The organism is Halalkalirubrum salinum, from assembly GCF_005543295.1.
Taxonomy (GTDB): Archaea; Halobacteriota; Halobacteria; order Halobacteriales; family Haloferacaceae; genus Halalkalirubrum; species Halalkalirubrum salinum.
The window spans coordinates 1-25,323 of the sequence record NZ_SRSG01000028.1; the positions used below are offsets into that span (position 1 = coordinate 1).

General features: G+C 57.0%; 21 protein-coding genes, 1 tRNA gene and 1 CRISPR repeat array. Of the genes, 18 read left to right on the plus strand and 4 right to left on the minus strand.

Going from position 1 to position 25,323, the window contains the following annotated elements; genetic code table 11:
- The first annotated feature begins 224 nt into the window (after nucleotides 1-224).
- From E5K03_RS11005 to E5K03_RS11040, 8 genes are all read left to right on the plus strand, one after another.
- Nucleotides 225-377, plus strand: coding sequence for a 50S ribosomal protein L39e (locus E5K03_RS11005; protein WP_137197982.1), 153 nt, complete (start codon nucleotides 225-227; stop codon nucleotides 375-377).
- Entirely contained in the window at nucleotides 377-652 is a 276-nt protein-coding gene (locus E5K03_RS11010; protein WP_137197981.1) for a 50S ribosomal protein L31e, read from the plus strand. Before E5K03_RS11005 ends, E5K03_RS11010 begins: the two co-directional genes overlap by 1 nt.
- 5 nt (nucleotides 653-657) lie before the next feature.
- Nucleotides 658-1,323, plus strand: coding sequence for a translation initiation factor IF-6 (locus E5K03_RS11015; RefSeq protein ID WP_138006900.1), 666 nt, complete (start codon nucleotides 658-660; stop codon nucleotides 1,321-1,323).
- A gap of 106 nt (nucleotides 1,324-1,429) precedes the next feature.
- Complete coding sequence (gene rpl18a / locus E5K03_RS11020) at nucleotides 1,430-1,606, plus strand: 50S ribosomal protein L18Ae (RefSeq protein ID WP_137197979.1); 177 nt, start codon at nucleotides 1,430-1,432, stop codon at nucleotides 1,604-1,606.
- A complete protein-coding gene (pfdA, locus tag E5K03_RS11025) occupies nucleotides 1,606-2,064 on the plus strand; it encodes a prefoldin subunit alpha (RefSeq protein WP_138006914.1) in 459 nt (152 codons plus the stop codon). Before rpl18a ends, pfdA begins: the two co-directional genes overlap by 1 nt.
- A gap of 7 nt (nucleotides 2,065-2,071) precedes the next feature.
- Nucleotides 2,072-3,229 carry a signal recognition particle-docking protein FtsY gene (gene ftsY / locus E5K03_RS11030; RefSeq protein ID WP_138006901.1) on the plus strand — a complete coding sequence of 386 codons (1,158 nt, stop codon included), beginning with the start codon at nucleotides 2,072-2,074 and terminating at the stop codon, nucleotides 3,227-3,229.
- 111 nt (nucleotides 3,230-3,340) lie between these two features.
- Complete coding sequence (locus E5K03_RS11035) at nucleotides 3,341-4,084, plus strand: DUF547 domain-containing protein (protein ID WP_205742992.1); 744 nt, start codon at nucleotides 3,341-3,343, stop codon at nucleotides 4,082-4,084.
- Between the two features lie 123 nt (nucleotides 4,085-4,207).
- Nucleotides 4,208-5,599 carry a signal recognition particle protein Srp54 gene (locus tag E5K03_RS11040; RefSeq protein WP_138006903.1) on the plus strand — a complete coding sequence of 464 codons (1,392 nt, stop codon included), beginning with the start codon at nucleotides 4,208-4,210 and terminating at the stop codon, nucleotides 5,597-5,599.
- A gap of 51 nt (nucleotides 5,600-5,650) precedes the next feature.
- Here the strand turns inward: E5K03_RS11040 and E5K03_RS11045 are convergent, their stop codons facing one another.
- Together E5K03_RS11045 and surE are read right to left on the minus strand one after the other, a co-directional pair.
- Complete coding sequence (locus tag E5K03_RS11045) at nucleotides 5,651-6,376, minus strand: hypothetical protein (protein WP_138006915.1); 726 nt, start codon at nucleotides 6,374-6,376, stop codon at nucleotides 5,651-5,653.
- 111 nt (nucleotides 6,377-6,487) lie between these two features.
- On the minus strand, nucleotides 6,488-7,306 hold the full coding sequence (surE, locus tag E5K03_RS11050) for a 5'/3'-nucleotidase SurE (RefSeq protein ID WP_205742993.1): 819 nt from the start codon (nucleotides 7,304-7,306) through the stop codon (nucleotides 6,488-6,490).
- A gap of 95 nt (nucleotides 7,307-7,401) precedes the next feature.
- Between surE and E5K03_RS11055 the strand changes: the two genes are divergently transcribed.
- Complete coding sequence (locus E5K03_RS11055) at nucleotides 7,402-8,385, plus strand: nucleoside recognition protein (protein ID WP_138006904.1); 984 nt, start codon at nucleotides 7,402-7,404, stop codon at nucleotides 8,383-8,385.
- A gap of 103 nt (nucleotides 8,386-8,488) precedes the next feature.
- On the opposite strand, the gene E5K03_RS11060 is transcribed toward E5K03_RS11055, so the two are convergent.
- Both E5K03_RS11060 and E5K03_RS11065 read right to left on the minus strand, forming a co-directional pair.
- Complete coding sequence (locus tag E5K03_RS11060; protein ID WP_137197974.1) at nucleotides 8,489-8,923, minus strand: RNA-binding domain-containing protein; 435 nt, start codon at nucleotides 8,921-8,923, stop codon at nucleotides 8,489-8,491.
- Nucleotides 8,920-9,504 carry an AAA family ATPase gene (locus E5K03_RS11065; RefSeq protein WP_138006905.1) on the minus strand — a complete coding sequence of 195 codons (585 nt, stop codon included), beginning with the start codon at nucleotides 9,502-9,504 and terminating at the stop codon, nucleotides 8,920-8,922. The genes E5K03_RS11060 and E5K03_RS11065 overlap by 4 nt, the downstream gene beginning before the upstream one ends.
- A gap of 110 nt (nucleotides 9,505-9,614) precedes the next feature.
- On the opposite strand from E5K03_RS11065, the gene E5K03_RS11070 reads away from it, so the two are divergent.
- From E5K03_RS11070 to cas2, 9 genes are all read left to right on the plus strand, one after another.
- Nucleotides 9,615-9,719 (plus strand) — tRNA-Arg (locus tag E5K03_RS11070).
- Nucleotides 9,720-9,998: 279 nt separating this feature from the next.
- Entirely contained in the window at nucleotides 9,999-10,805 is an 807-nt protein-coding gene (cas6, locus tag E5K03_RS11075; RefSeq protein WP_138006906.1) for a CRISPR-associated endoribonuclease Cas6, read from the plus strand.
- The gene (gene cas8b / locus E5K03_RS11080; protein ID WP_138006907.1) at nucleotides 10,792-12,954 is read left to right on the plus strand and encodes a type I-B CRISPR-associated protein Cas8b/Csh1; all 2,163 of its coding nucleotides are present in this window, start codon (nucleotides 10,792-10,794) and stop codon (nucleotides 12,952-12,954) included. The genes cas6 and cas8b overlap by 14 nt, the downstream gene beginning before the upstream one ends.
- Before the next feature lies 1 nt (nucleotide 12,955).
- On the plus strand, nucleotides 12,956-14,032 hold the full coding sequence (gene cas7b / locus E5K03_RS11085) for a type I-B CRISPR-associated protein Cas7/Csh2 (RefSeq protein ID WP_138006908.1): 1,077 nt from the start codon (nucleotides 12,956-12,958) through the stop codon (nucleotides 14,030-14,032).
- A 2-nt stretch (nucleotides 14,033-14,034) separates the two neighbouring features.
- On the plus strand, nucleotides 14,035-14,832 hold the full coding sequence (gene cas5b / locus E5K03_RS11090; protein WP_138006909.1) for a type I-B CRISPR-associated protein Cas5b: 798 nt from the start codon (nucleotides 14,035-14,037) through the stop codon (nucleotides 14,830-14,832).
- The gene (locus E5K03_RS11095; protein WP_138006910.1) at nucleotides 14,832-17,441 is read left to right on the plus strand and encodes a CRISPR-associated endonuclease Cas3''; all 2,610 of its coding nucleotides are present in this window, start codon (nucleotides 14,832-14,834) and stop codon (nucleotides 17,439-17,441) included. Before cas5b ends, E5K03_RS11095 begins: the two co-directional genes overlap by 1 nt.
- On the plus strand, nucleotides 17,438-17,983 hold the full coding sequence (locus E5K03_RS11100; protein WP_138006911.1) for a CRISPR-associated protein Cas4: 546 nt from the start codon (nucleotides 17,438-17,440) through the stop codon (nucleotides 17,981-17,983). The genes E5K03_RS11095 and E5K03_RS11100 overlap by 4 nt, the downstream gene beginning before the upstream one ends.
- A 2-nt stretch (nucleotides 17,984-17,985) precedes the next feature.
- Complete coding sequence (gene cas1b, locus E5K03_RS11105) at nucleotides 17,986-18,978, plus strand: type I-B CRISPR-associated endonuclease Cas1b (protein ID WP_138006912.1); 993 nt, start codon at nucleotides 17,986-17,988, stop codon at nucleotides 18,976-18,978.
- 1 nt (nucleotide 18,979) lies between these two features.
- Nucleotides 18,980-19,240, plus strand: a complete 261-nt coding sequence (cas2, locus tag E5K03_RS11110; RefSeq protein ID WP_138006913.1) for a CRISPR-associated endonuclease Cas2 — start codon at nucleotides 18,980-18,982, stop codon at nucleotides 19,238-19,240.
- A gap of 101 nt (nucleotides 19,241-19,341) precedes the next feature.
- A CRISPR array of direct repeats spans nucleotides 19,342-25,223; the repeat unit is 30 nt; unit sequence GTTTCAGACGAACCCTCGTAGGGTTGAAGC.
- Nucleotides 25,224-25,323: the final 100 nt, after the last annotated feature.

The following is a 25,323-nucleotide window of genomic DNA, read 5'->3' on the forward strand; positions in this document are numbered from 1 at the left end:
GGGTCGGGGCGCTCTGTAAACCGCCCATCCTCATCCCCCGAAATCGCTTCGCGTGGAGTGCTATCGGCGTAGGCTGAGGGAATTACAAAAGCCACGGGTCACCCGACCCGTGGTCGTTTACTCAGGGCTGGTGCGCGTCGGACGCCCCATACGCTGTGTCTCGATCGCACGGCTCGAACCGGATGGACAGGATTTTAAGCCGCGCATGGATAGGATATGCCACTATGGGTAAAAAATCGAAGGCGAAAAAGAAGCGGCTGGCGAAGCTCGAACGCCAGAATTCGCGTGTCCCAACGTGGGTCATGCTGAAGACCGACATGCAGGTAACCCGCAATCCGAAGCGTCGCAACTGGCGCCGGAGCGACACTGACGAATAATGAGCACCAGCGACTTCGAAGAGCGCGTCGTAACGGTCCCGCTTCGTGACGCGAAGCAAAAGCCCGTTCAAAAGCGCGCCGACTACGCGATGCGGATCATCCGCGACCATCTCGCGAAGCACTTCTCGGTCGATGCGGACGACGTTCGCCTCGACCCCTCGATCAACGAGGCCGTCTGGGCGAACGGCAGACAAAACCCCCCGAGTAAGCTTCGGGTTCGCGCCGCGCGGTTCGTCGAGGACGGCGACGCGATCGTCGAAGCCGAATCGGCCTAAGCACCGTGCTCCGCACATCCGTCTCCGGCTCGTCGTATATCGGCGTGTTCTGCCGGACGACGAACGACGTTCTCCTCGCTCGGCGTGACCTCGACGATGAGTTGCTCGATTCGATGGCCGATGAGCTGTCGGTCCCGGTCGTCGCGACGACGATCGGCGGCTCCGGGACGGTTGGCGCGCTCGCGGTCGGCAACGAGAGCGGTCTCGTCGTCTCGAGCCGGCTCACGGATACTGAACGCGATCGCATCGAGGCGGCGATCGACGTGCCGCTGACGGAACTCCCGGGCAAGATCAACGCGGCCGGCAACGTGATCCTCGCAAACGATTACGGCGCGTACGTTCATCCCGATCTCTCACGGGAGGCGGTGACGACGATCCGCGAGGCCCTTGATGTCCCCGTCCAGCGTGGTGACATCGGCGACGTCAAAACTGTCGGGACTGCCGCCGTCGCGACAAACGAGGGCGTGCTCTGTCACCCGAAAGCGCGTGAACCAGAGCTCGAAGCGCTCGAAGCCCATCTCGACGTGTACGCCGATCTCGGGACGATCAACTACGGCGGCCCGCTGATCGGCTCGGGACTCATTGCCAACGATACGGGCTATATTGTCGGCACCGATACGACTGGACCCGAACTCGGTCGGATCGAAGACACGCTTGGATACCTCGACTAGCGGCTTGCGTCATCGCGTCGTGGCGCAGTTCCCCCGCGTGGTAACCGTTTCCATTCAGGATACGGAGTAGGAAGATTCTTCCCGCTCGCTCCCGGATTTTCCCTGTATGAGCCAATTTACCGTTAGTGGACAGTTCGCCGCACGCGGCGGCCACCAGGAGTTCACCAAAGAGATCGATGCCGAGAACGCGTCGGTCGCCGAAGAGCATATTCTCTCCCAACTCGGCAGCGAGCACGGTCTCAAACGAACCCAGATCGAGATAACGGACGTGACGGCTGCATGATGGGTGGCGGCGGTCAACAGCAGCTCCAACAGCTTTCTCAGGAGCTGCAGGCAATCGACGCGGAGATCGAAGAGCTCGAAGCAGAGATTGACTCGCTTCGGACCGAACAAACTGAGATCGACGAGGCGACCGAGGCGATCGACACTCTCGAGAGCGGCTCGACGGTGCAGGTGCCGCTGGGCGGCGGCGCGTACGTCCGTGCAGCGGTCCAAGACATCGACGAGATTGTCGTGAGCCTCGGTGGCGGCTACGCGGCCGAACAGGACCAATCCGGTGCGACTGCAACGCTCGAACGCAAACGCGAGTCACTGGACGATCGGATCGCCGACGTCGAAAGCGAGATCGACGAGCTCGAATCCGAGAGCGAACAGCTCGAACAACAGGCCCAGCAGATGCAACAGCAGCTGCAACAACAACAGATGCAGCAGATGCAGCAGATGCAGGGCGAAGACGAGTAGGGAAACCGTGTTCGACGGACTGAAAGACAAGCTGAGCTCGTTTCGCAGCAGCGTCGAAGAGACTGCCGACAAGAAGGCCGAAGCGGCAGCCGAAAAAGAGAGCGCAGCGGCGGAATCAGCGCAAGACCCAGCACGCGACGAACCCGATAGTGCAGAGACGGCTGTAGATCCGTCGAGTGGGGCTGCGGCTGCCACGACGACTGAAGACACCGACGAGTCTGCAGCGGCGGCTTCGAGCGAGGAGGACACTACGGAGACTGACGAGGACGACGGACCAAGCGCCTTCAAACGCGCCGCAGCATTCGCCACTGGAAAGATTATCATCGAGGAAGAAGACCTCGAAGACCCGCTGTGGGAGCTGGAGATGGCACTACTCGGAAGCGATGTCGAGATGAGCGTCACTGAGTCGATCCTCGAGACGATCCGCGAGAAGATGATCGGCGAGACCAGAAAGCAGGTCGACACGACCGGCGAACTGGTCGAGCGTGCGCTCCACGACGCGCTGTTGGACGTCATTCAGGTCGGCCAGTTCGACTTCGACGAGCGGATCGCGGCGGCGGACAAGCCCGTGACGATCATCTTCACCGGTGTCAACGGAGTCGGCAAGACGACGAGCATCGCCAAACTGTCGGAGTATCTGGCCGATCGCGGCTACTCGGTCGTGCTCGCAAACGGCGACACCTACCGGGCGGGCGCGAACGAGCAGATCCAAAAACACGCCGAAAACCTCGATCGCAAGCTCATCAGCCACGAACAGGGCGGCGATCCAGCCGCGGTGCTGTACGACGGCGTCAAGTACGCCGAATCGAATGACATCGATGTTGTGTTGGGCGATACGGCCGGTCGGCTCCACACGAGCGACGACCTGATGGCCCAACTCGAAAAGATCGGCCGCGTGGTCGATCCGGACATGACGCTGTTCGTCGACGAGGCCGTTGCCGGCCAGGACGCGGTCCAGCGGGCGAAAAAGTTCAACGAGGCTGCTGCGATCGACGGGGCCATTCTCACGAAAGCCGACGCCGACTCCTCAGGGGGTGCGGCGATCTCGATCGCGTACGTCACCGGCAAGCCCATTTTGTTCCTCGGTGTCGGGCAGGGGTACGACGACCTCGAACGGTTCGATCCTGAGCTGTTGGTCGATCGGCTTCTCGGCGAGACTGAGTGACAGCGCCCCGCTTCGATCTTTTCGGCTGTGAATTTGGTCGCCGATCGCCGGCCGTTCACCGCCGCTGCACAGCCTGCGACGCTTTTTATTCCTCGCGATCGTATCTTTGGTGTGACGTCCCTCTCGACGCCTGATACCCTTGATCCGTCGAATCCGCGGGCGGTTGCGGAACGATCCGAGCGACTGCTTCGTGCGATCCGAACGGGCGAGCCGACTGGGTGGCTTCGTGAGGAGCTCGCAACGTACGACCGGGCGGCGATCGACGGACTTGTGGACGATCCCGACGCGGCCACGGCGTTTTGGCTTAACGTGTACAACGCGATCGTCCAGCTTGAACTCCGGGAAGATCCCGATCGGCTGGCGGACAAACGATCGTTCTTTACCGACGATCTCGTCGAGATCGCGGGCGAGCGGCTGAGCCTCGACGCGATCGAACACGGAATCATTCGCGGCGAACAGTGGCCATACGGACTCGGCTACGTCCCGTGGCCCTTCTACTCGAAAGCGGTCTCTCGGTGGGCACTCGACGACGTGGACTACCGGATCCAGTTCGCAATTAACTGTGGCGCGGCCAGCTGTCCGCCGATCGCTGCCTACACGCCTGGTGATCTCGATGACCAGCTAGACGCGGCTGCGCGATCGTATCTCGATTCGACGGTTCAGTACGATACGGATTCGAACGTCGCACGACTGCCCCGGCTCTGCCTGTGGTACCGCGGGGATTTTGGCGGTCGATCTGGCCTCCGATCGATGCTTGAGCGATACGAGCAGGTTCCGCCAAGGGCGCAGCCACGGCTGCGGTATCTTTCATACGACTGGGCTGTTGCGCTCGATCGGTTCGTCGAGCACGACTGAGGCCCCCTCTTTTGTGAAGTACCTCGGGGTCAAGCCCCGAGGCACTCTGCCTGCTTTCTCTGTAGATACCCGAGTCGATCGGACGAACAAGCATTTAGCCGTGGGTGCGCCTAGAGTAATCAAATGGTACTCGACGATTTGGGCAGTTCCCTGCGGGGAACGCTCGATGACCTCCGCGGGAAATCCCGCATCGACGAGGAAGACATCAATGAGGTGGTAAAGCAGATCCAGCGATCGCTGCTGCAAGCCGACGTCGATGTCGGATTGGTGATGAACCTCTCGGAGAACATCAAACAGCGGGCCTTAGAGGAAGAGCCCGCCGCCGGGACGACCGCGCGCGATCAGGTGCTGAAGGTCGTCTATGAGGAGATGGTCGATCTTGTCGGCGACTCCACGGAGCTGCCGTTAGAGCCGCAGACGATCATGCTTGCGGGGTTGCAAGGCTCTGGGAAGACGACGACCGCGGCAAAGATGGCGTGGTGGTTCTCGAAGAAGGGACTCCGCCCGGCAGTCATCCAGACGGATACGTTCCGCCCTGGCGCGTACGATCAGGCCAAGCAGATGTGCGAGCGCGCGGAGGTCGACTTCTACGGCGATCCAGACGGCAGCGACCCGGTCCAGATCGCCCGTGACGGCCTCGAAGCGACCGCCGATGCTGATGTCCACATCGTCGACACAGCGGGGCGGCACGCCTTAGAGGACGATCTGATCGACGAAATCGAGCAGATCGAGGACGCGGTATCGCCTGACATCAGCCTGCTCGTGCTTGACGCGGCTATCGGACAGGGCGCGAAACAGCAGGCTCGTGAATTCGAGGCGTCGATCGGAATTGGCGGGGTCATCATCACCAAACTCGATGGGACCGCCAAAGGTGGGGGCGCGCTGACGGCCGTCAACGAGACGGACTCGTCGATCGCCTTCCTCGGGACCGGCGAGACGGTTCAGGACATCGAACGCTTCGAGCCCAACGGCTTCATCTCGCGGCTGCTCGGGATGGGCGATCTCAAACAGCTCTCCGAGCGCGTCGAGCGCGCGATGGCCGAAACCCAGGCCGAAGACGAAGACTGGGATCCCGAATCCATCATGGAGGGCTCGTTCACCCTCAAAGACATGCAAAAACAGATGGAGGCGATGAACAAGATGGGGCCGCTCGATCAGGTGATGGACATGATCCCCGGACTCGGCGGCGGCATCATGGATCAACTCCCCGACAACGCGATGGACGTTACCCAGGATCGCATGCGTCGCTTCGAGGTCATCATGGACTCGATGACAGATGATGAACTCGAAGAGCCACAATCGATCGGGGCCGCCCAGATCGAACGCATCGCCCGCGGGTCGGGGACTGATGAGGAGACCGTCAGAGAACTGTTGAGCCAACACAAAATGATGGATCGCACGCTCTCGCAGTTCAGCGGGATGGGCGACGGCGACATGCAGCGCATGATGAAAAAGCTCCAGAAGGGCGGCGGTGGCGGCGGCGGCCTCGGCGGGATGGGACCGTTCGGGGACTGATTCGGTCTCCCTACTGGCTTTTCTACGTACTCGATCGAGAGTGGAGTCTCTTCACAGGAACGGGAACCCGCCGTAGCGGAGATACACCATATCGAGGATCAAAAGCAGCTGAAAGAGTCCCTGCACGCCGCCGAGCATTGCATTTTGTTTGCCGATCGATGCAATAATCGACGCGTCTGGCGCCGGCGATCGCATCTCGCGGTACATCCGAAGCTCACCCGGAAGGAGAAACCCGAATCCCTGTACAGACAGAATGGTCACGATCGCAAGCGCAACCAGGATGGTCGGTTCGGTCATTTCGAGTGTGCCGATCGTGGTCGCGACCCACGCGATCGAGCCGGCGGCTCCGAGAGCGAAAAGCACCTGCCAGCGGCGATCGCTGAACGTGTTCAGTCGCCAACCGAATATCACGAGAATCGGTATGACGTTGGCCGCGGTGAAAAGCGCGAGCCACGGGCCGGCGTTGGGAAAGACGTCGATTCGCAGCGCCAGTGCGATCCCGCTGGCGATCGTCACGAACGCCAGTGATGGCAACAAAAAGGCCGTTTTCGGCGTGAGGCGCGTGAAAACCGCGGCGCTCTGTTCGTCGTCTAATCCCCCGATAACTGGCCCGAGTACGATGCCCATGAACAGGTCGATCCCCGTCCACAGTACTCCGGTCATCACGTGGACGTAGGTGTGCCCCTGGACGGTGGCAACAGTGAGTGCGTACCCGAGCGCGGCGATCGGGATCGCGACGACAGCCCCGGCAAACGCCGGGTTCGCCCGGCTGCCCAGCCCAGCAACAGTTCCACGAACGGTAGTCGTCGACATGTCAGCCAAAAATATTAACAGATACTAAAACGATTTGGTCCCAGCATCTGTTTCCGTGATCGGGTGGATCCCGGCTCAGACCTGACCGTTGTGGGCCGTGACGATCGGTTCGACAATCTCGGTCGACAGCGGTGTTTGTGGCACTGACAGCGCTGTGAGACTTCCTTCCCCGTTGACGATCGCAGCGCGATCGCTCCACGCTGGATACGCGTCGCGATACGTCTCGAAATCGGGGATCCCGTCGGGCCCCACCGAGTTCGCCGCCCAGTAACTGTTTTCGAACGCTGCCCGGGCGTCGCCGTTCGTCTCGACTGTGGTGTCGTAATCCGCAAGCGGCTGTGTTGGACGAAGCGGAGTCCGTGCGTCTGCTCTGACGTTCAGATTGAGGAGGTCGGCCGTCTCGAAGACATCCCCCTCGAGCGCCTGTTCGACCACCGTACGAGTCGTCGCAGCGGCCGCTACAAACTCGCCGTCTTCGGGGAAGAACGTCTCTGGATCGTACGCGGAGACCGCAATTGCTGGCACACCGAGAAACGCTGCCTCGACCGCCGCGCCAACAGTCCCCGAGTGACCAAGGATGTACGAACCGACGTTCGGGCCGACGTTACAGCCCGAGACGACAAGGTCGAACCCGATATTGGGGAGCGATCGGAGGCCGAAGGCCGCACAGTCGGCAGGCGTTCCCGAAACCGCGTAGCCGAGGTCGTGTTCGCGCACGTCGACCGCTGGCTCGCTGTGGCCAATCCCACTTCTCGATCGCCCGACGCCGCTTTGATTCTCTGCTGGCGCGACGGCAGTCACAGCTGCAATCTCGCTGAGTGCATCGTAAAGCGCTTGCAGTCCTGGGCTTTCGATCCCATCGTCGTTCGTCAACAACACGCGCAGCTCGCTCATCACTTGTCTGTGGATCGCCGTGGACAAAAGCCGATCGAGAGCCACCCACCGCACGAATCGATGTCCCTTTTTTCACCGCCTGCGAACGCTTTCGTGTGCACTCGATCGTTCTCCTCGCCGACATCGTTGGGCTGTTGCCGGATATCTTGGCGCGGGTGCTTCGGATTGCGGTGCTCATCGCGGTTGCTGTCTACGCGGCGAACGTCGCGGTTGCGTTTGGGCTCGTTCAGCGCATCGCGGGGCTCTCACGGTATCTCACCGAGCCAGCGAACCTCCCTGATGAGGTCGGAACCGCGATCCTCACCACCACGGCCTCGACGACGGCAGGGTACGCAATGCTCGCCGACCTGCGCGAATCGGGATACATGGACGATCGTGCGACGCTCGTCGCGGTGACGATGAACACGTTCTTCGGATTTGCCCAGCACGTGTTCACCTTCTACATCCCGGTGTTGATCCCGATCCTCGGGTGGCGCGTCGGCGGCTTCTACGTTGGGATGCGGGCGGCGATCGCACTCGCGATCACGCTCGTCGGGATCCTCGCCGGTGCTGTGTTGCTTTCGTCGGCCAACATTAACGTCGACGTTCAACTCGATCCCGACGAACTCGACGAGGAGCAGGCATCCACGCGCGATCGACTCGTGAGCGCGTGGGAGCGGACGGCTCCGACACTGCGCCGGCTCGTTCCCCGGCTTATCGTTGTCTACACGCTCGTGACGGTACTCATCACCCAGTACGACGTGCAGTCAATAACCGGTGTTGCAGATCCGATCGCGGCGATCGTCGGGCTGCCGATCGAAGCAGTCGCGGTTATCGCGGTGTACACGTTCGACACGACTGCGGGAGCGGCGACGCTCGCCCCGATGCTCGGAGATCCGTTTACGCCGTTGCAGGCGGTCGCGACGCTGCTGCTCGGCAGCATCGTCTCCTTTGCGGTGTCGACGTTCAAGCGATCGATTCCGTTTCAGTACGGTATCTGGGGCGCGGAGTTCGGCACCAAGGTGATCGTCGTCAACACCGCGTTGAAACTCGTGTTCATTTCGCTGTCGGTCGTGTTGTTGCTCGCGATCCCGATGTAGCGCTGCGATCGGACGTCGTGTCATCGCGTCCACCGCAGTTGGGTATCGTGTCTCCGTGGCCACCGCGATCCGACGTGTATTTTTCGTCCACCGCGATCGGCTGCTACCGTCGATCGCCGCGGGTCCTTGCGTCGGGATCGATCGGCGTTCCGTCCTCGGTCGGCGGGGCGATGTAGTCAATGAACGACTCCACGTCGGGTTCTCGGACGGTCACAGTCACGTCAATGTCGCCCAGCTCGTCTGGGTTCCCGACCGCGAAGTTGACAACACCCTCGAAGGCGGCCTGTTTTTTCAACGAGAACGAAAAGCCGTCCTCGGTCATGTTCGCCCGGAACCGCCGTCTGGCGGTGTCGAGAATCTCCTGTTCGAAGAGCACGTCCGAAAATGCATCGAGGCTGTGAGTTTCAGCGACGACCCGCCCGGGTTTGACTTCGACGTCGGCTTTCGGAAAGACGGTCCCGATCGCATCTCGGACGCGATCGGTCACCTCGGTGTCGTACAGCGGCGTCTCGATCTCGACGTCGATGCTGTAAATCATTGTTCTTCCCCCGTCTGTCCGGCTGTTTTTGCTGGTTCTCCAAACAGCACTGCCTCGGCGCGATCGTGAAACGCTTCGAGCGTATCGGTGTTTTCGATTGTTACGTCTGCCCGATCCATCACTTCGCCGACACCGAGTTCAAGCTCGCGGGCGTCGCGGGCTCTGAGCGCTTCGAGATCGCTATCGGAGGCGTCGCGGCCTCGGTCGGCGAGCCGTTCGGCCCGCAGATCGAAGGGCGCCTCGACGCTGACCAGCGTGAATGCGTCGCCGAAGGCGGCCTCGAAGGTTTCGACCTCGACGAGCGATCGCAGCCCGTCGACGAGGACGGTTTCGGCCTCGTGAGCGTCGATCGCCGCCTCAATCATCGGGAGCGATCGCTCGGCGACCGCCGCGGGACCGTTTTCCTCCCGGAGGGTCTGGGCCATCTCGCCGTGGTGTTCTGTGGGGTCGAGCCCGCGATCGCGACAGGCCTGTCTGATCACGTCGCCCATCGTGATCACGGGGATGTCGTGTTCGGCCGCGACCGCCGCAATCTCGCCTTTCCCGCTGCCGGGAAGTCCGACGGTTCCAACTACGCGCATACCGATCGATACCGGCAGGACGGCCTTAGATGTGCTGTTCCGGTCGTTGCTCGGGTGATGTGGGGGCGAATCGCGTCGTTTTTACTGCCGGACGGCGATCGATCGCACAGGGGCACGTAGCTCAGTCTGGATAGAGCGTCGGACTTCTAACCGCCGCAGCACTGTTGTGGTGGGGAGCGATCCGACGGTCGTGGGTTCGAATCCCATCGTGCTCGTTCGCTCACGCTGTTCGCTCAGAGCACGATTTACCCTCGATCGCTCCGCTCTCGAGGATCCCATCGTGCCCGTTATTAATGAGCTGCAATCCCACTACGGGTTCGTCTGAAAGACGAGTGGATTCCTGATTTATTCCCATACGAGGAATCACGTAGCCGAATTCTTGTGACGTTTATTTTACTTTCACTCTACCGTAGTTTCATTTTTATACTGTCTCTGTATATGACTATATGAATGATATTTCATACTTACAGAGGTGAATCAAACGAGTGCGTATAATGATTCATCTATCCGCACGCGCGGACATGACTTATCAAAATGACTATCACCACAAGCTCCGCGGTCGACTCTGGTGTGGTCTAAAGGGCACAAAGTACGATGAACGACATGATTCGGGCGTACCACCCGGATTTTCCTTCTCGAACGTCTTCCCTCCATACGACGCTAGAGAGGGCGACGATCGCAAACTGCTGGTAGCTTCACCCGACGAGGAACTGCTCGCCAACGTCGCTGCGGATCTGCTCGAAGAACCGGAACTCAACGTCGGCGAGATGCCGCTGTATGTCGACAACGTCACCCCTCTCGAACCCGATGTAGGCGAGCCAGGTACTCGCGGGACGATCGAAACCGGAACTGGCCTTCTGGTTCGGATTCCGCCGTGGCGCTGCGAGGAGTATGGGATCGACCACCCTGGCGGCGATACGGCGGTCTTCTGGCGTCCCAAACACTCTCTAAAGCCGCTTCGAGCGCAGTTGGTGAACAATCTCGATCAGAAGCACAACCTCTATGCGCACGATCATCTGCCGGGGCCGAGTGACGTTGACGGCGATCTGTTCGACGGCTACGAACTGATCAAAACATTTGCCGTCCCGGTGACCGTCACTGAGGGTCAGGAGATGACCTACGTCCTGAGCAAATGGAAGTTCGATTACACCGTGCGTGACGACGATCACCGTCGACACCTGAATCTTGCACTTGACTGCGGGCTCGGTGAACGGAACTCTCTTGGACTAGGATTTGTGAACATCACGGATAAGACACGACCCGGTGAGACCGAATTGGAGGGGCAGGATGCTCTCGCCTGAAGCGTTCCGCAAGGCCTACTCCGACGAGGAGCTGGCCACCGAACTGCCGGACTCGCCGATCGGCTCGCTCCGTGATCTCCAGTACCTCTACGGCAAGCTCTACACGCTTGCCACGACTGGTGGTGGCGAGTATGCCTCGTATCTCACCCCCGACGCAGCTAATGATTTGATCGACACCGATGATAGTCTGATTGTCGTCCGCGTTGATGCCTCCAGCGAGGAACCACAGCTGGCTGACGACGGTCTTGGTCCCGTTCAGGTGACGCGATACACTGAAGACCTTATTCAGCAGGTTGGACATTGCAAGTATCCGGCGGCTCGTGGCATCGACCACAGCGTTACCCATCAGGCCGGGCGAAACAGCGATCCCGAGAAATTGGCCCGCTACGCGAAAGAACGTCTAACCAAGTGGGCTGTCGATGAGGTGGTGGAGAAAACGGCCGACAAACATGTAGACGGCTGGATTATTGACCTGTTGGCGACCCTCGGTGAGGACGAGACAGCACTCGACACAATTGAGGAGACGATCACTCGCAAACTGGGTGGGGAATCGACGACCTCCCTGCTGACAGTACAAGTGAAAACAGAGCCGGATGGTGAGTATCAGTGGCCTGGCGATTTTGACGTGTTCAACGAGGCAATGCGACAGCGGAAGATCTCGAAACTTGTCACGAAAAATAAGGCTAACGATTCCTCGGGGGATGCGACAGACCTCGTCACTGGTCGGCCCGCTCGAACTGTCGGCACATCCGAGGATCCACAGAACTATTTCCTCGGCAAACAACTCGAAAAGTTCCCCGGCCTCGACATCGAAAACGCGTGGCGCTCGCATCCAATTTCGGAGGACGCTGCGATTACGGTGATGAACGCCGAGACGTTCGTCGAGGCCTGTACCTACCGTACCTTCGGCGCGAAGGTGTACTACCTGCCGTATGTGTTCGGTCGGCTGACAACGCAAAAAGTACGCCGTCTCTATGGGTTACTCTATCGATCGGTCAAAGACGACGACACGACACCCATTGAGCAGGCCTACGAAGATGAACGTGAAAGAGATCTTGACGACAGGGATCTCCGGTTCTACGTTTCGGCAGTCATGCCACACCAAATGTCTCGATACGACGTGTTCGGCGAGACGCTGAACGGTCGACTCCACTACCCGAAGGAATTGGCCTTCACTCACAATCGCCTCGTCGAAAGCGTCTCGGCGTTCAACAGAGCCCCAGACGCAATGTGGACTGCGCCGCTTCCGACGAACAAAAAGTGGGGTCTGCTCGAAACGAACGACGAGCAATTACACGCCGTCTCGACGGGCTGGTACTTCTACCAGACGTTCGCCGAGCGCGATGACGACGAGGCGGATGCCGATGATCCACGAATTGAGGCACTAGTCAGCGTACTGAGTGGCGAGGCGATTGCGGTCGACGTACTGCTCGAAGAGTACGTCACGCGGATCATCGCCGAACAGACCGATGATGAGAAACACGAGGGCTTCCCCTCGTTCTTGATCGCTAGCCAGTTCGCTCAGCTCTGTGCGCTGGCTGATGGGAACCTCGATCTATTAAAAACAACCGATCCAAGCAAAGCGCCGATCACACGAGAACCAACCTATGACACCTACACCATGCCAACGCTAGAAGACTATCCAATTATCCCGGACGGGGGACACCCCGCCGCACCGAAACTCGAATCGTTCATAAACGAAACGCCTGCACTGTCACCAGACCATGACGATGATAAGGAGTCAGTGACTCCACAGCGCCGCGGTGCATTCCTCCTGGGCGCGCTCGTCGGTGATATCGGCAGCTATCAAGAGTACAGTGAGGGTCGATCGACGACTCTCGTCGACCAGTACCCAGTCAAATCGATCACCCGATCGCGGATTAAGAAAGTCACCCAAGAGACCGTCGCTAAGACGCTGACCTACACACGGCAAGAAAAGAAACAGCGTGGCAACTATCCGGGGACGAAGGCAGAACACATTGTCGAACGACTTCGCAAAACCATCCTCAATCCTGATCCTGACGAGTGGGAGATCGAGACCGACGATCTCCGCTTCTACTACGCCCTCGGTGTGACCTACGGAATGAACGATCATCCGTGGAACGAGACGAACAGCAACACAGACGATCCCACAGAGGAGAACCATTAACATGTCAGACACCACTACTACCGTGACGAACCGCTCAGAAATCGTGTTCCTGTACGACGCTGTCGATGCCAATCCCAACGGCAATCCACTCAGCGGCGCGAACCGGCCGCGCATCGACCCCCAGACACAGCAGGCGATCGTCACTGACGTTCGCCTGAAACGGTATCTCCGTGATCAACTGGATGACGATGGCCACGGCGTCTACATCCGCAACGTCCAAGAGGAGGGAAATCAGTTCACTCGCGGCGAACTGCTTGAAGACCGACTCAAAGCCGTCGACCCCGACGACTACGATCTTGATGACGACGAGGAAGCGGATCAGTTCCGCGAAGACGTGTTTGGCGAGTTTCTCGCCAATAGCGTTGATGTGCGCTACTTTGGTGCGACGATGTCCGTCGATACTGATGACGCCTATGCCAAACACCTACCGGACCACTTCACCGGTCCTGTCCAGTTCTCCCCTGGCAAATCGATCCATGCGGTCAACGAAAACGAAGAGTACGACAGTTTGACTAGCGTGATCGCAACACAGGAGAACAAGCAGCAGGGTGGGTTTGATCTCGACGACCACAGGATCCAGTACGGACTGATTCGGTTTCACGGTCTCGTCGACGAACACGGAGCAGAGGACACGAAACTCACTACCGAAGATGTCGAGCGTCTCGATACACTCTGTTGGCGAGCCATCAAGAATCAGACGATAAGCCGGAGTAAGGTCGGCCAGGAGCCACGACTCTACTGTCGGGTCGAGTACGCCGACGAGAGTTTCCACCTTGGTGGGCTCGACAGGGATCTCGAACTCGACGAAGAACATTCGAAAGATGACGAAGAACTCCGAACGGTTCGGGATTTAACCCTCAATGTCGAGAGCTTTGTCGGCCGGCTCGACGATGCAAGTGATCAGATCAACCGTATCCGGATTGTCGCAAGTGATGTGCTTGAACTGTCCAACGGTGATCAGGTCGGTGGTCCTGATGTACTCTATGACGCACTTGAGGAGGCCGTCGGATCGGACGCCGTCGAGGTCGTCGACGTGTACGACGAACACATCACAACGCTTCCGGGCGACACCGCCTAACGATGCCACAAGAATCGTTGGATGGCTGGACGACTGAGGACGGGAGCCGACAGCCGAATCAGTGTCTCTCGTTCACGGTTCGTGGCCCGTGGGGTCACTTCCGGCGGATTGAGGGTAATATCGTCAAACAAACCTACCGGATAATCCCTCGGACGACGGTAGCTGGACTCCTCGCTGCGGTGATGGGGATCGAACGAGACGGATACTACGATATGTTCGCCCCGAACAAGTCTGCGGTCGCCATTCAGCCCGTTCGTGAAATTCGGACAATAAATATGCCGATGAACACGCTGTCGACCGCCAGTGGCAATCTCCAATCGCTCAACGGTCGAGGAAAACTCAGCATAAAATTGCCCGATCCGACTACCCTGCGACAGCAGCACAACTATGAGGTACTCGTCGATCCGGCCTACAGGATCGACATTGCCCTCTCGGACAATGAGCGATACACCGAACTCAAAGAAACCCTTGCTGCGGGGAAGTCACACTACGTCCCGAGCCTCGGTCTATCGGAATATCTTGCAGAAATTGAGTATCATGGTGAATTCGCAGTTGAAGCCGGAGCAAAAAAAGGACGAGTTTTGGTCGATTCGGCCGTACCAAACGCGGTCGACGATGTCGTGATCGATATCGGGACACGCTGCCAGATCGAGGAATCGCCCGCGTTCATGCAGGCTGATGACGGTGGACGGACGACGACCGGATTTACCACTTACAGCTACAACCCTGACGCTGAGCCGCTCTCGGTTCGAAACGTCGAGACGGCCCATGTCGACGGTCGAACCGTGGTGTTCGTCTAATGGCTGTCCGGTTCTCACATCCGCCGGAGAACGGACACGAGGGTGTAGAACTACGGACCCATCTGAATGACGTCGCTGAGCGCGTTCGGCAGATCGTTCCCGATACTGCAACAACACCGGCAGGTGAGCCGCTTCGGAAAATCGTCGAGACGCTGGCATACGTCCACGACTTCGGAAAGACAACGACGTTCTTCCAACAGTACTTACGCAACGGAACTGACCCCCAGTTCAAAAAGTGTCGTTACCATGCGCCAATCGGATCGTTCGCGGCATACTATGCGCTTGATGCACAGGAGTTCGAAACGGAGACCTGCATCGCTGGCTTCGTTGCGGTCGCCAAACACCACGGTCGACTACCGGATGTCGCTCGCTACGTTCACGGGCGGGCCTACCGCCGAGAAGGCGTTTCGGGCAATTCGCAGAACGATGCCGAACAGCAGCAGACGGCAGTTGGTATGCAAATCGAAGATATCGAAAAAAACGCACCGGAATTTGCTGCAGAGTGTTTCGATGATGCAACCCACAAACACGGTTCATGGAACGAGTTCCGGTCGTCGTTTGGGAGCCTCTTGAACGAGATCAAAGCTGCTGTCGGGATCGAAGACGGCGATACGTTCAGTCGCGAATTATTGTCGGATTCATGTTACGGATTAGTCCTCGAATGTTTGGGTGCACTCGTGTTGGCAGACAAGACTAGCGCAGCAAGCCGTTCTGCCGAGAAGATCGACTCGCTGTTCGCTTCTGAACGTCCCTTATTACAGGTATTAGACGACTACATCGACGATCTCGAAGCATCATCGCCTGCCGATTCTGATGGAAGCCGAACGGAACAATTGAACCATTATCGATCACGTGCGCGTTCGGCAATTAAAGAAAACGCAGCGAACTTCGCTTCTTCCGGCGGTGGTGTTGCGACACTTACGCTTCCAACAGGAATGGGAAAAACACTCTCGGGGTTATCGGCAGCACAAACGATCCGCGACGAACACGATCGTCAACGGATAATATACGCACTTCCGTTCACGAGTATCATCGATCAGGTCGTTGGCGAAATCGAGGATATTTACGAGACCGACACGTTAGGTCGATTGCTGACCGCACACCATCATCTCTCGGAGACGACGATTCTCGATGAGGATGACGTAGATGCCGATGAGGCAGACAAAAACGACGATGTAGCGGGCATGCTCGCCGAAGGCTGGCGGGCGGGGATGACCGTAACGACGTTCGTTCAACTGTTTGAGAGTCTCGCTGGACCATCGAACAGACAATCAATGAAACTTCCAGCCCTCCGGAAGAGCGTGGTGATCCTTGATGAGCCACAGAGCCTCCCACTTGATTGGTGGAAGCTTGTCCCGCGGCTGGTAACGATGGCAACCGAGCAGTACGATGCGACAGTCATTGCGATGACAGCTACTCAGCCGCAACTCTTCAATGAGGCGACAGAGTTGGTCGACGATCCCGACGTATATTTTCAAGCGACAGAGCGCGTCAGCTACGAACTCGATACGTCGACCGAACGGTATATCGACACACAGGAAGACCCAAAATCGTATGCTGATGCGGCAGCGGTACTCCTTGAGGCAATTGACGACGGTGAGACGTCGCTGGCCATATGCAATACGATCGACAGCGCAAGAACACTCACCGACCACCTAACAGACACGCGGCAGGAACTCACGCGAATCGGTGAGATTCACGCCGAAGAACTCGAAATGGTCGATGCTGATGAAACAATTGAACCCACATCACTTGCGAACCGGATCATCGACAGTAGTGATCGGTCAATACTTCATCTCTCGACCCGAATCCGGCCGATCGACCGACTCACACTCATCCAGACGGCGAAAGAACTCACAAAACAGGGTCATCCTCTCATTGTTGTATCGACCCAGCTTATCGAAGCAGGCGTGGATATCAGCTTCGATCGCGTGTACCGTGACCTCGCACCGATTGATAGCATTGTTCAGGCTGCTGGCCGATGTAACCGATCTTTCGAACGAGACAAGGGACGGGTAACAGTATGGTGGCTGGATGTCCCTGAAGAACAACAAAAAACACCCGCAGAAGCTGTATACAACCGCGGGGCGACACTGCTGCCAGTCGCCGCCGAAACACTTGAGTCAATTCGCAGCGAAGATGGAACGCTCTCTGAGCGTGCTGTCGCGCGGACTGCCGTTAGGAAATACTATCAAAAACTCCACAAGAATAAGAACGTCGGCAAAGAAGAGTACGTGGAGTTCGTTGACGATGCGAGGGGTGATGAACTCGCTGACTTGTCGCTTATTGATCAGCGCAACGCGGCCAACATATTCATTTGCCGGACTCAGGCCGAACGAAATCACATCGAGAAGGTTCGGAAAGCGTGGCGAAACTACGAGTTTGATCGGGTACGTCAGTTGATGGACGAATTGAAAGAGACACAGGTCTCGATCCCTATCTACCGAGCGGATTCTAAAGAAGCACAGAAACTGGGACAGCTACCGCGGGTACACGATGATACAGACATTCGGTGGCTGAATACTCGCCAACACAATTTGAAACAGTACTTTGACGAGTGTACTGGGTTCATGATCCCCGAAAGTACTGCCGAGAGGCGGATTTTATGACCACCGATCCCGTCGATCGACTCCTCGCTACTGCTCGCGGCGAACCAGTCGACGATCCCTTCCGCGTGACGGGCGTGATGATGCAGTACTACTTTGTCTGCAAGCGGGAACTGTGGTTCGAGAGCCGGGACCTCGAAATCGATCGAGAGAACGCCACTGTAGTTCGTGGGACACGGGTCGACGAGACGGCATACAGCGACAAGCGTGAGAATCTCCATCTCGGGATGATCTCTTTGGACCTTCTCGATGATGGCCGTGTCGTCGAGGTGAAACCCTCGTCGGCACTCACCGAACCCGCTGAGATGCAGTTGTCGTACTATTTATGGTATCTCGACCGCGTGGCCGACATCCACCGCGAAGGCGTTCTGGCTCATCCACGGGAACGACGCCGGGAGTCAGTTGAACTCACCGACGAACGGATCGATAAAGTCGAGTCAGCGATTTGCGGGATTCACAGCATCGTAACACAGCCGTCCCCGCCACCGGCTGAAGAAAAGCCCTTCTGTGACTCCTGTGCATACCACGACTTCTGTTGGTGTTAACGATGGACAAAAACTACCACGTGTTTTCCGACGGTCGACTTGAACGCCACGACGATACCCTCAGACTCGTTACTGTGGACGATGAAAAAAAGTACATCCCAATCGAGAATGCCGAGGCGTTCTTTCTGCACGGACAGATTGATTTCAACACTCGCTTGATGTCGTTTTTAAATAACCAGACGGTGGCACTCCACGTTTTTGGGTGGGAAGATTACTATTCCGGCTCGGTGATGCCGAAACGCGGTCAGACTTCCGGGAAGACGATCGTCAAGCAGGTTCGTGCGTACGAAAACACCGAACACAGACGACAACTCGCAGCGGCGATCATCGACGGCAGTATCCACAACATGCGGACAAACGCCGTCTACTACAACGGTCGAGGACACGACCTCGACGCGGTGATTGCTGATCTGGAGGCCGCAGCAGGTCGTATCGACGAGACATTACCGATCGACGAACTGATGGGAATTGAAGCGACGGCTCGAAAGGCCTACTATCGGAGTTTTAATACCATCCTTCCTGCGAAGTTCCAGTTGGCTCGGCGGGAGTACAACCCACCGCCGAACGAGATCAATAGTCTCATTTCGTTCGGTAATTCGCTCGTGTACGCTAACTGTGTCTCGGCAATCCGAGCAACTGCACTCGATCCGACGATCAGCTACCTCCACGAACCTGGAGAGCGTCGCTACTCACTCTCGCTCGATCTCGCGGATCTCTTCAAGCCGATTCTCGCTGACCGGGTGCTGTTTCGGCTCATCAATCGGAATCAAATTTCGGAAAACGATTTTGAGTCTGAACTCGGTTCGTGTCTGTTGAATGAGAAGGGACGCAAAACGTACATCAAGGCCTTCGAAGAGGCACTTGAAAGGACTGTTTCTCATCCGGCACTGAATCGGAAGGTCAGCTATCAGTATCTCATGCGGCTTGAGGCCTACAAACTAAAAAAACACCTCCTCACCGGAGAGGCCTACGAACCATTCAAACGGTGGTGGTGAAATGTATATTGTGATGGTATACGATCTGGAGGCTGAGCGAACTCACAAGGCGCTCAAGTTGGGTCGGCGGTACCTGACGCACGTGCAACATTCGGTGCTAGAGGGCGAGATATCCGAAGGTGATCTTGCGACGCTCAAAAACGAGGTTGACGATCTCCTGAAGCCGGGTGAATCGACTATCATCTACGAGTTGTCGTCGGACACGCTGCTCAACCGTACCGTCTACGGTGAAGACCCGATTGAGGATCAGCGCTTTCTCTAAGTTTCCGTCGACCCTGGAGGGTACAGAGGGAATTGCCGGTCGACGGAAGTTCTTTGTGGGATCTCTGCGTTAGAGTAGCTATGCTCCTCATATTGGGCATGGTTTCAGACGAACCCTCGTAGGGTTGAAGCTCTTTCCCGTCTGGAACCTTTACTCATAGCAATCAGTTTCAGACGAACCCTCGTAGGGTTGAAGCACAGGATGCACGTAGCATCCCAAATGATAGGGAAAGGTTTCAGACGAACCCTCGTAGGGTTGAAGCCACCCGCATATCTTCAATGACGTTATCAAACGCTTGTTTCAGACGAACCCTCGTAGGGTTGAAGCTGTCGTATCGTAGTCTGTCATTCTTCTGATCTCCGGTTTCAGACGAACCCTCGTAGGGTTGAAGCAATGAGTGACCCAAATACATCATACGATAGCGGTAGTTTCAGACGAACCCTCGTAGGGTTGAAGCCTGTTCCCGATTGCCATTGACGAACTCGAAAGCGTCAATAGTTTCAGACGAACCCTCGTAGGGTTGAAGCGATCCCGAGGATCTTCTGGTGGATCACGCGATACAGTCGTTTCAGACGAACCCTCGTAGGGTTGAAGCTACAATATCACATTCCGATCGCTAATGCAAAACTGTAGTTTCAGACGAACCCTCGTAGGGTTGAAGCTCGATCGAGATCCCGCTCATCGAGTCAAGCCGATCGGTTTCAGACGAACCCTCGTAGGGTTGAAGCGATCGAACGCGGACGCGCGTCGTTTTTGACGACATCGTTTCAGACGAACCCTCGTAGGGTTGAAGCGGATACATCTTTGTCAAAATCGTCTTTTGACGCTTCGGTTTCAGACGAACCCTCGTAGGGTTGAAGCTCACAAACGTATCTATTTACTTGTGCTTTATACATGTTTCAGACGAACCCTCGTAGGGTTGAAGCAGCCGTCGAACCGTTGACGTTCATCTGTAAGAGCAGCGTTTCAGACGAACCCTCGTAGGGTTGAAGCTGCATCACGGCGAATCGACTCAACGCGATCTCGAATAGTTTCAGACGAACCCTCGTAGGGTTGAAGCACAGAGATGAAATCGTCGATTGGGAGATTAACTGCACGTTTCAGACGAACCCTCGTAGGGTTGAAGCCTCGGCAGCGAGGCCGGCGGCGTACCACTCGGTCGTGTTTCAGACGAACCCTCGTAGGGTTGAAGCCTTGCGTTCTTGGTGATAATGACCGCGGATCTGGACGGTTTCAGACGAACCCTCGTAGGGTTGAAGCGATCGGCTGTTATCAGTTCTTCGTCGTCCGGCTGGTTTCAGACGAACCCTCGTAGGGTTGAAGCGACAAACACCACATAGCCGTGAATTGCACGAAAAATAGTTTCAGACGAACCCTCGTAGGGTTGAAGCCCGCGGGGGGAGACGTTTACCAACAGTGACGACGAGTTTCAGACGAACCCTCGTAGGGTTGAAGCTTTGTGCGCCGATCGCGCCATCTCCCAGCCCGGCCAGTTTCAGACGAACCCTCGTAGGGTTGAAGCACTGTGTCCGCGATGCACGATCGCGGGGGCTCGAGTTTCAGACGAACCCTCGTAGGGTTGAAGCGATCGGATGCTGACCGATCCCGAGTACTTTGGACTGTTTCAGACGAACCCTCGTAGGGTTGAAGCTCGAATTTACGCAGTTCTAACGCTCTTTTGCCATTTTGTGTTTCAGACGAACCCTCGTAGGGTTGAAGCTAAGCTCATCGGCGCACCTCCCACGGATGTTCGGCCCGTTTCAGACGAACCCTCGTAGGGTTGAAGCTTCGTAATGATTTGCTTTTACCGCTTGTCCAACACGGTTTCAGACGAACCCTCGTAGGGTTGAAGCGTATTGTCGTCTCAAATCGACCAGCTAGCTCTTACGAGTTTCAGACGAACCCTCGTAGGGTTGAAGCGATCGCTAGCCACCCAATACCGTGCCAGTCGCGGGTTTCAGACGAACCCTCGTAGGGTTGAAGCATTGATCTCCCTCCTCGTCTAGCTCTCCGTTGTGTAGTTTCAGACGAACCCTCGTAGGGTTGAAGCACGATCGACCGAGCGATCGACGGTGATGGTAATGAGTTTCAGACGAACCCTCGTAGGGTTGAAGCTCCTCTGCGAGCCGTCCATAGTGGGCAGCGTTACTCGTTTCAGACGAACCCTCGTAGGGTTGAAGCATTGATCTCCCTCCTCGTCTAGCTCTCCGTTGTGTGTTTCAGACGAACCCTCGTAGGGTTGAAGCTCAGGGATTTAAATCGGAAACAGTCCGTTATCCGATGTTTCAGACGAACCCTCGTAGGGTTGAAGCGAGATCCTCCTCAACGGATCGAAGAATCTCCCGCTCGTTTCAGACGAACCCTCGTAGGGTTGAAGCATTGATCTCCCTCCTCGTCTAGCTCTCCGTTGTGGTTTCAGACGAACCCTCGTAGGGTTGAAGCGAGCGTTCCCGGATTAAATTCGAGTCCGTGCTCGAGTTTCAGACGAACCCTCGTAGGGTTGAAGCTGTCCGGCCGGTTCGCTCGATCCGTTGCTCAACGGTTTCAGACGAACCCTCGTAGGGTTGAAGCGCTGCGAGATTGTTACGGCCTGCGATCGCATCGCGTTTCAGACGAACCCTCGTAGGGTTGAAGCCATTGTTTCATAAGCGTCTTGTGAGTAACCAGATGGTTTCAGACGAACCCTCGTAGGGTTGAAGCAGAATCTACCTTTTCTCGATGGCAGTCAAGGCAAAGTTTCAGACGAACCCTCGTAGGGTTGAAGCATTCCTGATAGTCACATTCAGAAACACTTTTACTAAAGTTTCAGACGAACCCTCGTAGGGTTGAAGCGTGTACGTCATACCCGGCCTGCCGTATCCCCCGCAGTTTCAGACGAACCCTCGTAGGGTTGAAGCCTCTCTAGATCGACGAGAGCGACCTTATACCGGGGATGTTTCAGACGAACCCTCGTAGGGTTGAAGCCCATTGTCTCTTAGAATGTGTGGCTAAGGCCACAATAGTTTCAGACGAACCCTCGTAGGGTTGAAGCCAAGGGTGTTGAGGTCGGCCAAATGTCCACAACACGTTTCAGACGAACCCTCGTAGGGTTGAAGCAAATCATATTCTCGCGCTTTCCGTGCTTGCGGTAGTTTCAGACGAACCCTCGTAGGGTTGAAGCAGCTAACTCGGTAGCAGTTAACGTATCCGATAGGGTTTCAGACGAACCCTCGTAGGGTTGAAGCATTTTTCAACCTGTTTATACTTTCGATATTTTGCTAGTTTCAGACGAACCCTCGTAGGGTTGAAGCCATGCCATCCAGCCACAGTCTGCTTGCCCCTCGTCGCGTTTCAGACGAACCCTCGTAGGGTTGAAGCTTCGCTTGCACGAACGCGCCTGCTTCAATTGACCATTGTTTCAGACGAACCCTCGTAGGGTTGAAGCTTTCAATTCGTCTGGGACCCCGCCCTCGACCCCGTGTTTCAGACGAACCCTCGTAGGGTTGAAGCTGACGATTTTCCGCCCCCGTGAGCTCGACCGTGAGTTTCAGACGAACCCTCGTAGGGTTGAAGCGGTACTCGTCGACCGCTTCGTCGCGCACGTACCACGGGTTTCAGACGAACCCTCGTAGGGTTGAAGCGGACTCGTAGACCAAGCCCTTCGTTTTGAGCTCCTCGTTTCAGACGAACCCTCGTAGGGTTGAAGCTAAACACCGAACCAAACGTCCCGTTGGAACAAATCGGTTTCAGACGAACCCTCGTAGGGTTGAAGCTATTGTTGCTGGATCGGTGTCGGCTGTTGAATCAGTGTTTCAGACGAACCCTCGTAGGGTTGAAGCCGACGAATTGAGTGGCCCGGAAGGTGGTTCTCGGGTTTCAGACGAACCCTCGTAGGGTTGAAGCCGATAATCACATTGCCGTTTTGCACTTGAAGTTGAGTTTCAGACGAACCCTCGTAGGGTTGAAGCCCTCTATCCCTATGTCTACGGATCGATGCGTCACCCGTTTCAGACGAACCCTCGTAGGGTTGAAGCGCCATCAGGGATAACAATTTCTCCGATTTTATACCAGGTTTCAGACGAACCCTCGTAGGGTTGAAGCGCAACCGTGCCGCGTAGCGTCACTAGTTCGCCCACGGTTTCAGACGAACCCTCGTAGGGTTGAAGCGCGCGGCAGGTCGACGGTGCGGATCCGATTGAGGACGTTTCAGACGAACCCTCGTAGGGTTGAAGCGATGCGCGCCGCATCGCATCGCTGCTCGGCGTGTCGTTTCAGACGAACCCTCGTAGGGTTGAAGCTTATCAAACACCGCGATAGCGTCGACGACGTAGTCGTTTCAGACGAACCCTCGTAGGGTTGAAGCGGAACACGATCGCGGCGCTCGTCGACGAAGGCGTGTTTCAGACGAACCCTCGTAGGGTTGAAGCTCCTTTGGGATCACGCCAGCACGCCGGCGGTACCAGTGTTTCAGACGAACCCTCGTAGGGTTGAAGCGAGTGTTGCGACATCGCCGTCAAGCGAGAGCGTCCCGTTTCAGACGAACCCTCGTAGGGTTGAAGCGATCCTGAAGCCGAACCGGAGGCTGATGAGGAATGGTTTCAGACGAACCCTCGTAGGGTTGAAGCAAGGTGCAAAGGCGCGGTCGATAATGCGGCGAATCAGTTTCAGACGAACCCTCGTAGGGTTGAAGCAACTCCTCGGGGACTCTCGCCGACAGCATCACTCTCGTTTCAGACGAACCCTCGTAGGGTTGAAGCGGTGCAGCGTGGGTGCAAGTGCGACTTTGAGACGGTGGTTTCAGACGAACCCTCGTAGGGTTGAAGCATACGATCAAAATATACCGCCGGGGTTAGACGACTAGTTTCAGACGAACCCTCGTAGGGTTGAAGCTCCGGGATCCGCGGCGTGATCATGGCGATCGCGGCGTTTCAGACGAACCCTCGTAGGGTTGAAGCGGATCGCGAGGTTATGACAGTCTCGCTCGAGCACGGTTTCAGACGAACCCTCGTAGGGTTGAAGCTGAGCGTTAGCGCCGCTTTGAGCCGTTAACTCGGGTTTCAGACGAACCCTCGTAGGGTTGAAGCGTGAGCCGCGATCGCGATCCCGAGCCGATCGTCCGCAGTTTCAGACGAACCCTCGTAGGGTTGAAGCGACGCCGATCTGTGCGAGCGCGTCCATCGATCCGAGTTTCAGACGAACCCTCGTAGGGTTGAAGCAATCAGGTGTCCTCGTTGTGGATCGTTTACGACAATGTTTCAGACGAACCCTCGTAGGGTTGAAGCATCGACCTCGACGACAAACCGCGAATCCTCGACGAAGTTTCAGACGAACCCTCGTAGGGTTGAAGCAAGTGTTACAGTCGCTCTCTCATTATCACTCTCCTGTTTCAGACGAACCCTCGTAGGGTTGAAGCCGGTCCGATCGCCCTGGGTCGTGTCCTCGCGCAACGTTTCAGACGAACCCTCGTAGGGTTGAAGCGGCCTTGTACTCCTCGTATGTCTCAAAGTCGCCCGCGTTTCAGACGAACCCTCGTAGGGTTGAAGCCCGGTAAACGAGCATGGAAAGAGGGCGATATCAATGGTTTCAGACGAACCCTCGTAGGGTTGAAGCCGCTCGGCCGACCGCGAAGACAGCCTCCGCGGCGAGGTTTCAGACGAACCCTCGTAGGGTTGAAGCTTAGACCAGGTCGGCCACGAGGCCCTGCGCATCGAGTTTCAGACGAACCCTCGTAGGGTTGAAGCCGATCGTACACACGAATTGCTTTCCATTCGGGCTTGTTTCAGACGAACCCTCGTAGGGTTGAAGCGTGGAGCGTCCGCGATCCTGTCGTGATCGCGAAGCCCGTTTCAGACGAACCCTCGTAGGGTTGAAGCTGAATTGGATGCTCGACGGACTCGATCGCCTCCTCGTTTCAGACGAACCCTCGTAGGGTTGAAGCACGCCCGACACGGTCAGGACGGCCAGCGCCACGTCGGTTTCAGACGAACCCTCGTAGGGTTGAAGCGCTTACCGATCTATCCAAATGAAGTGTGATCGTGGAAGCTACACAGAGACTCCTCTCAGAACTCAATCAGGAATACCGCGTTCTGCTAAAGAAATAACGG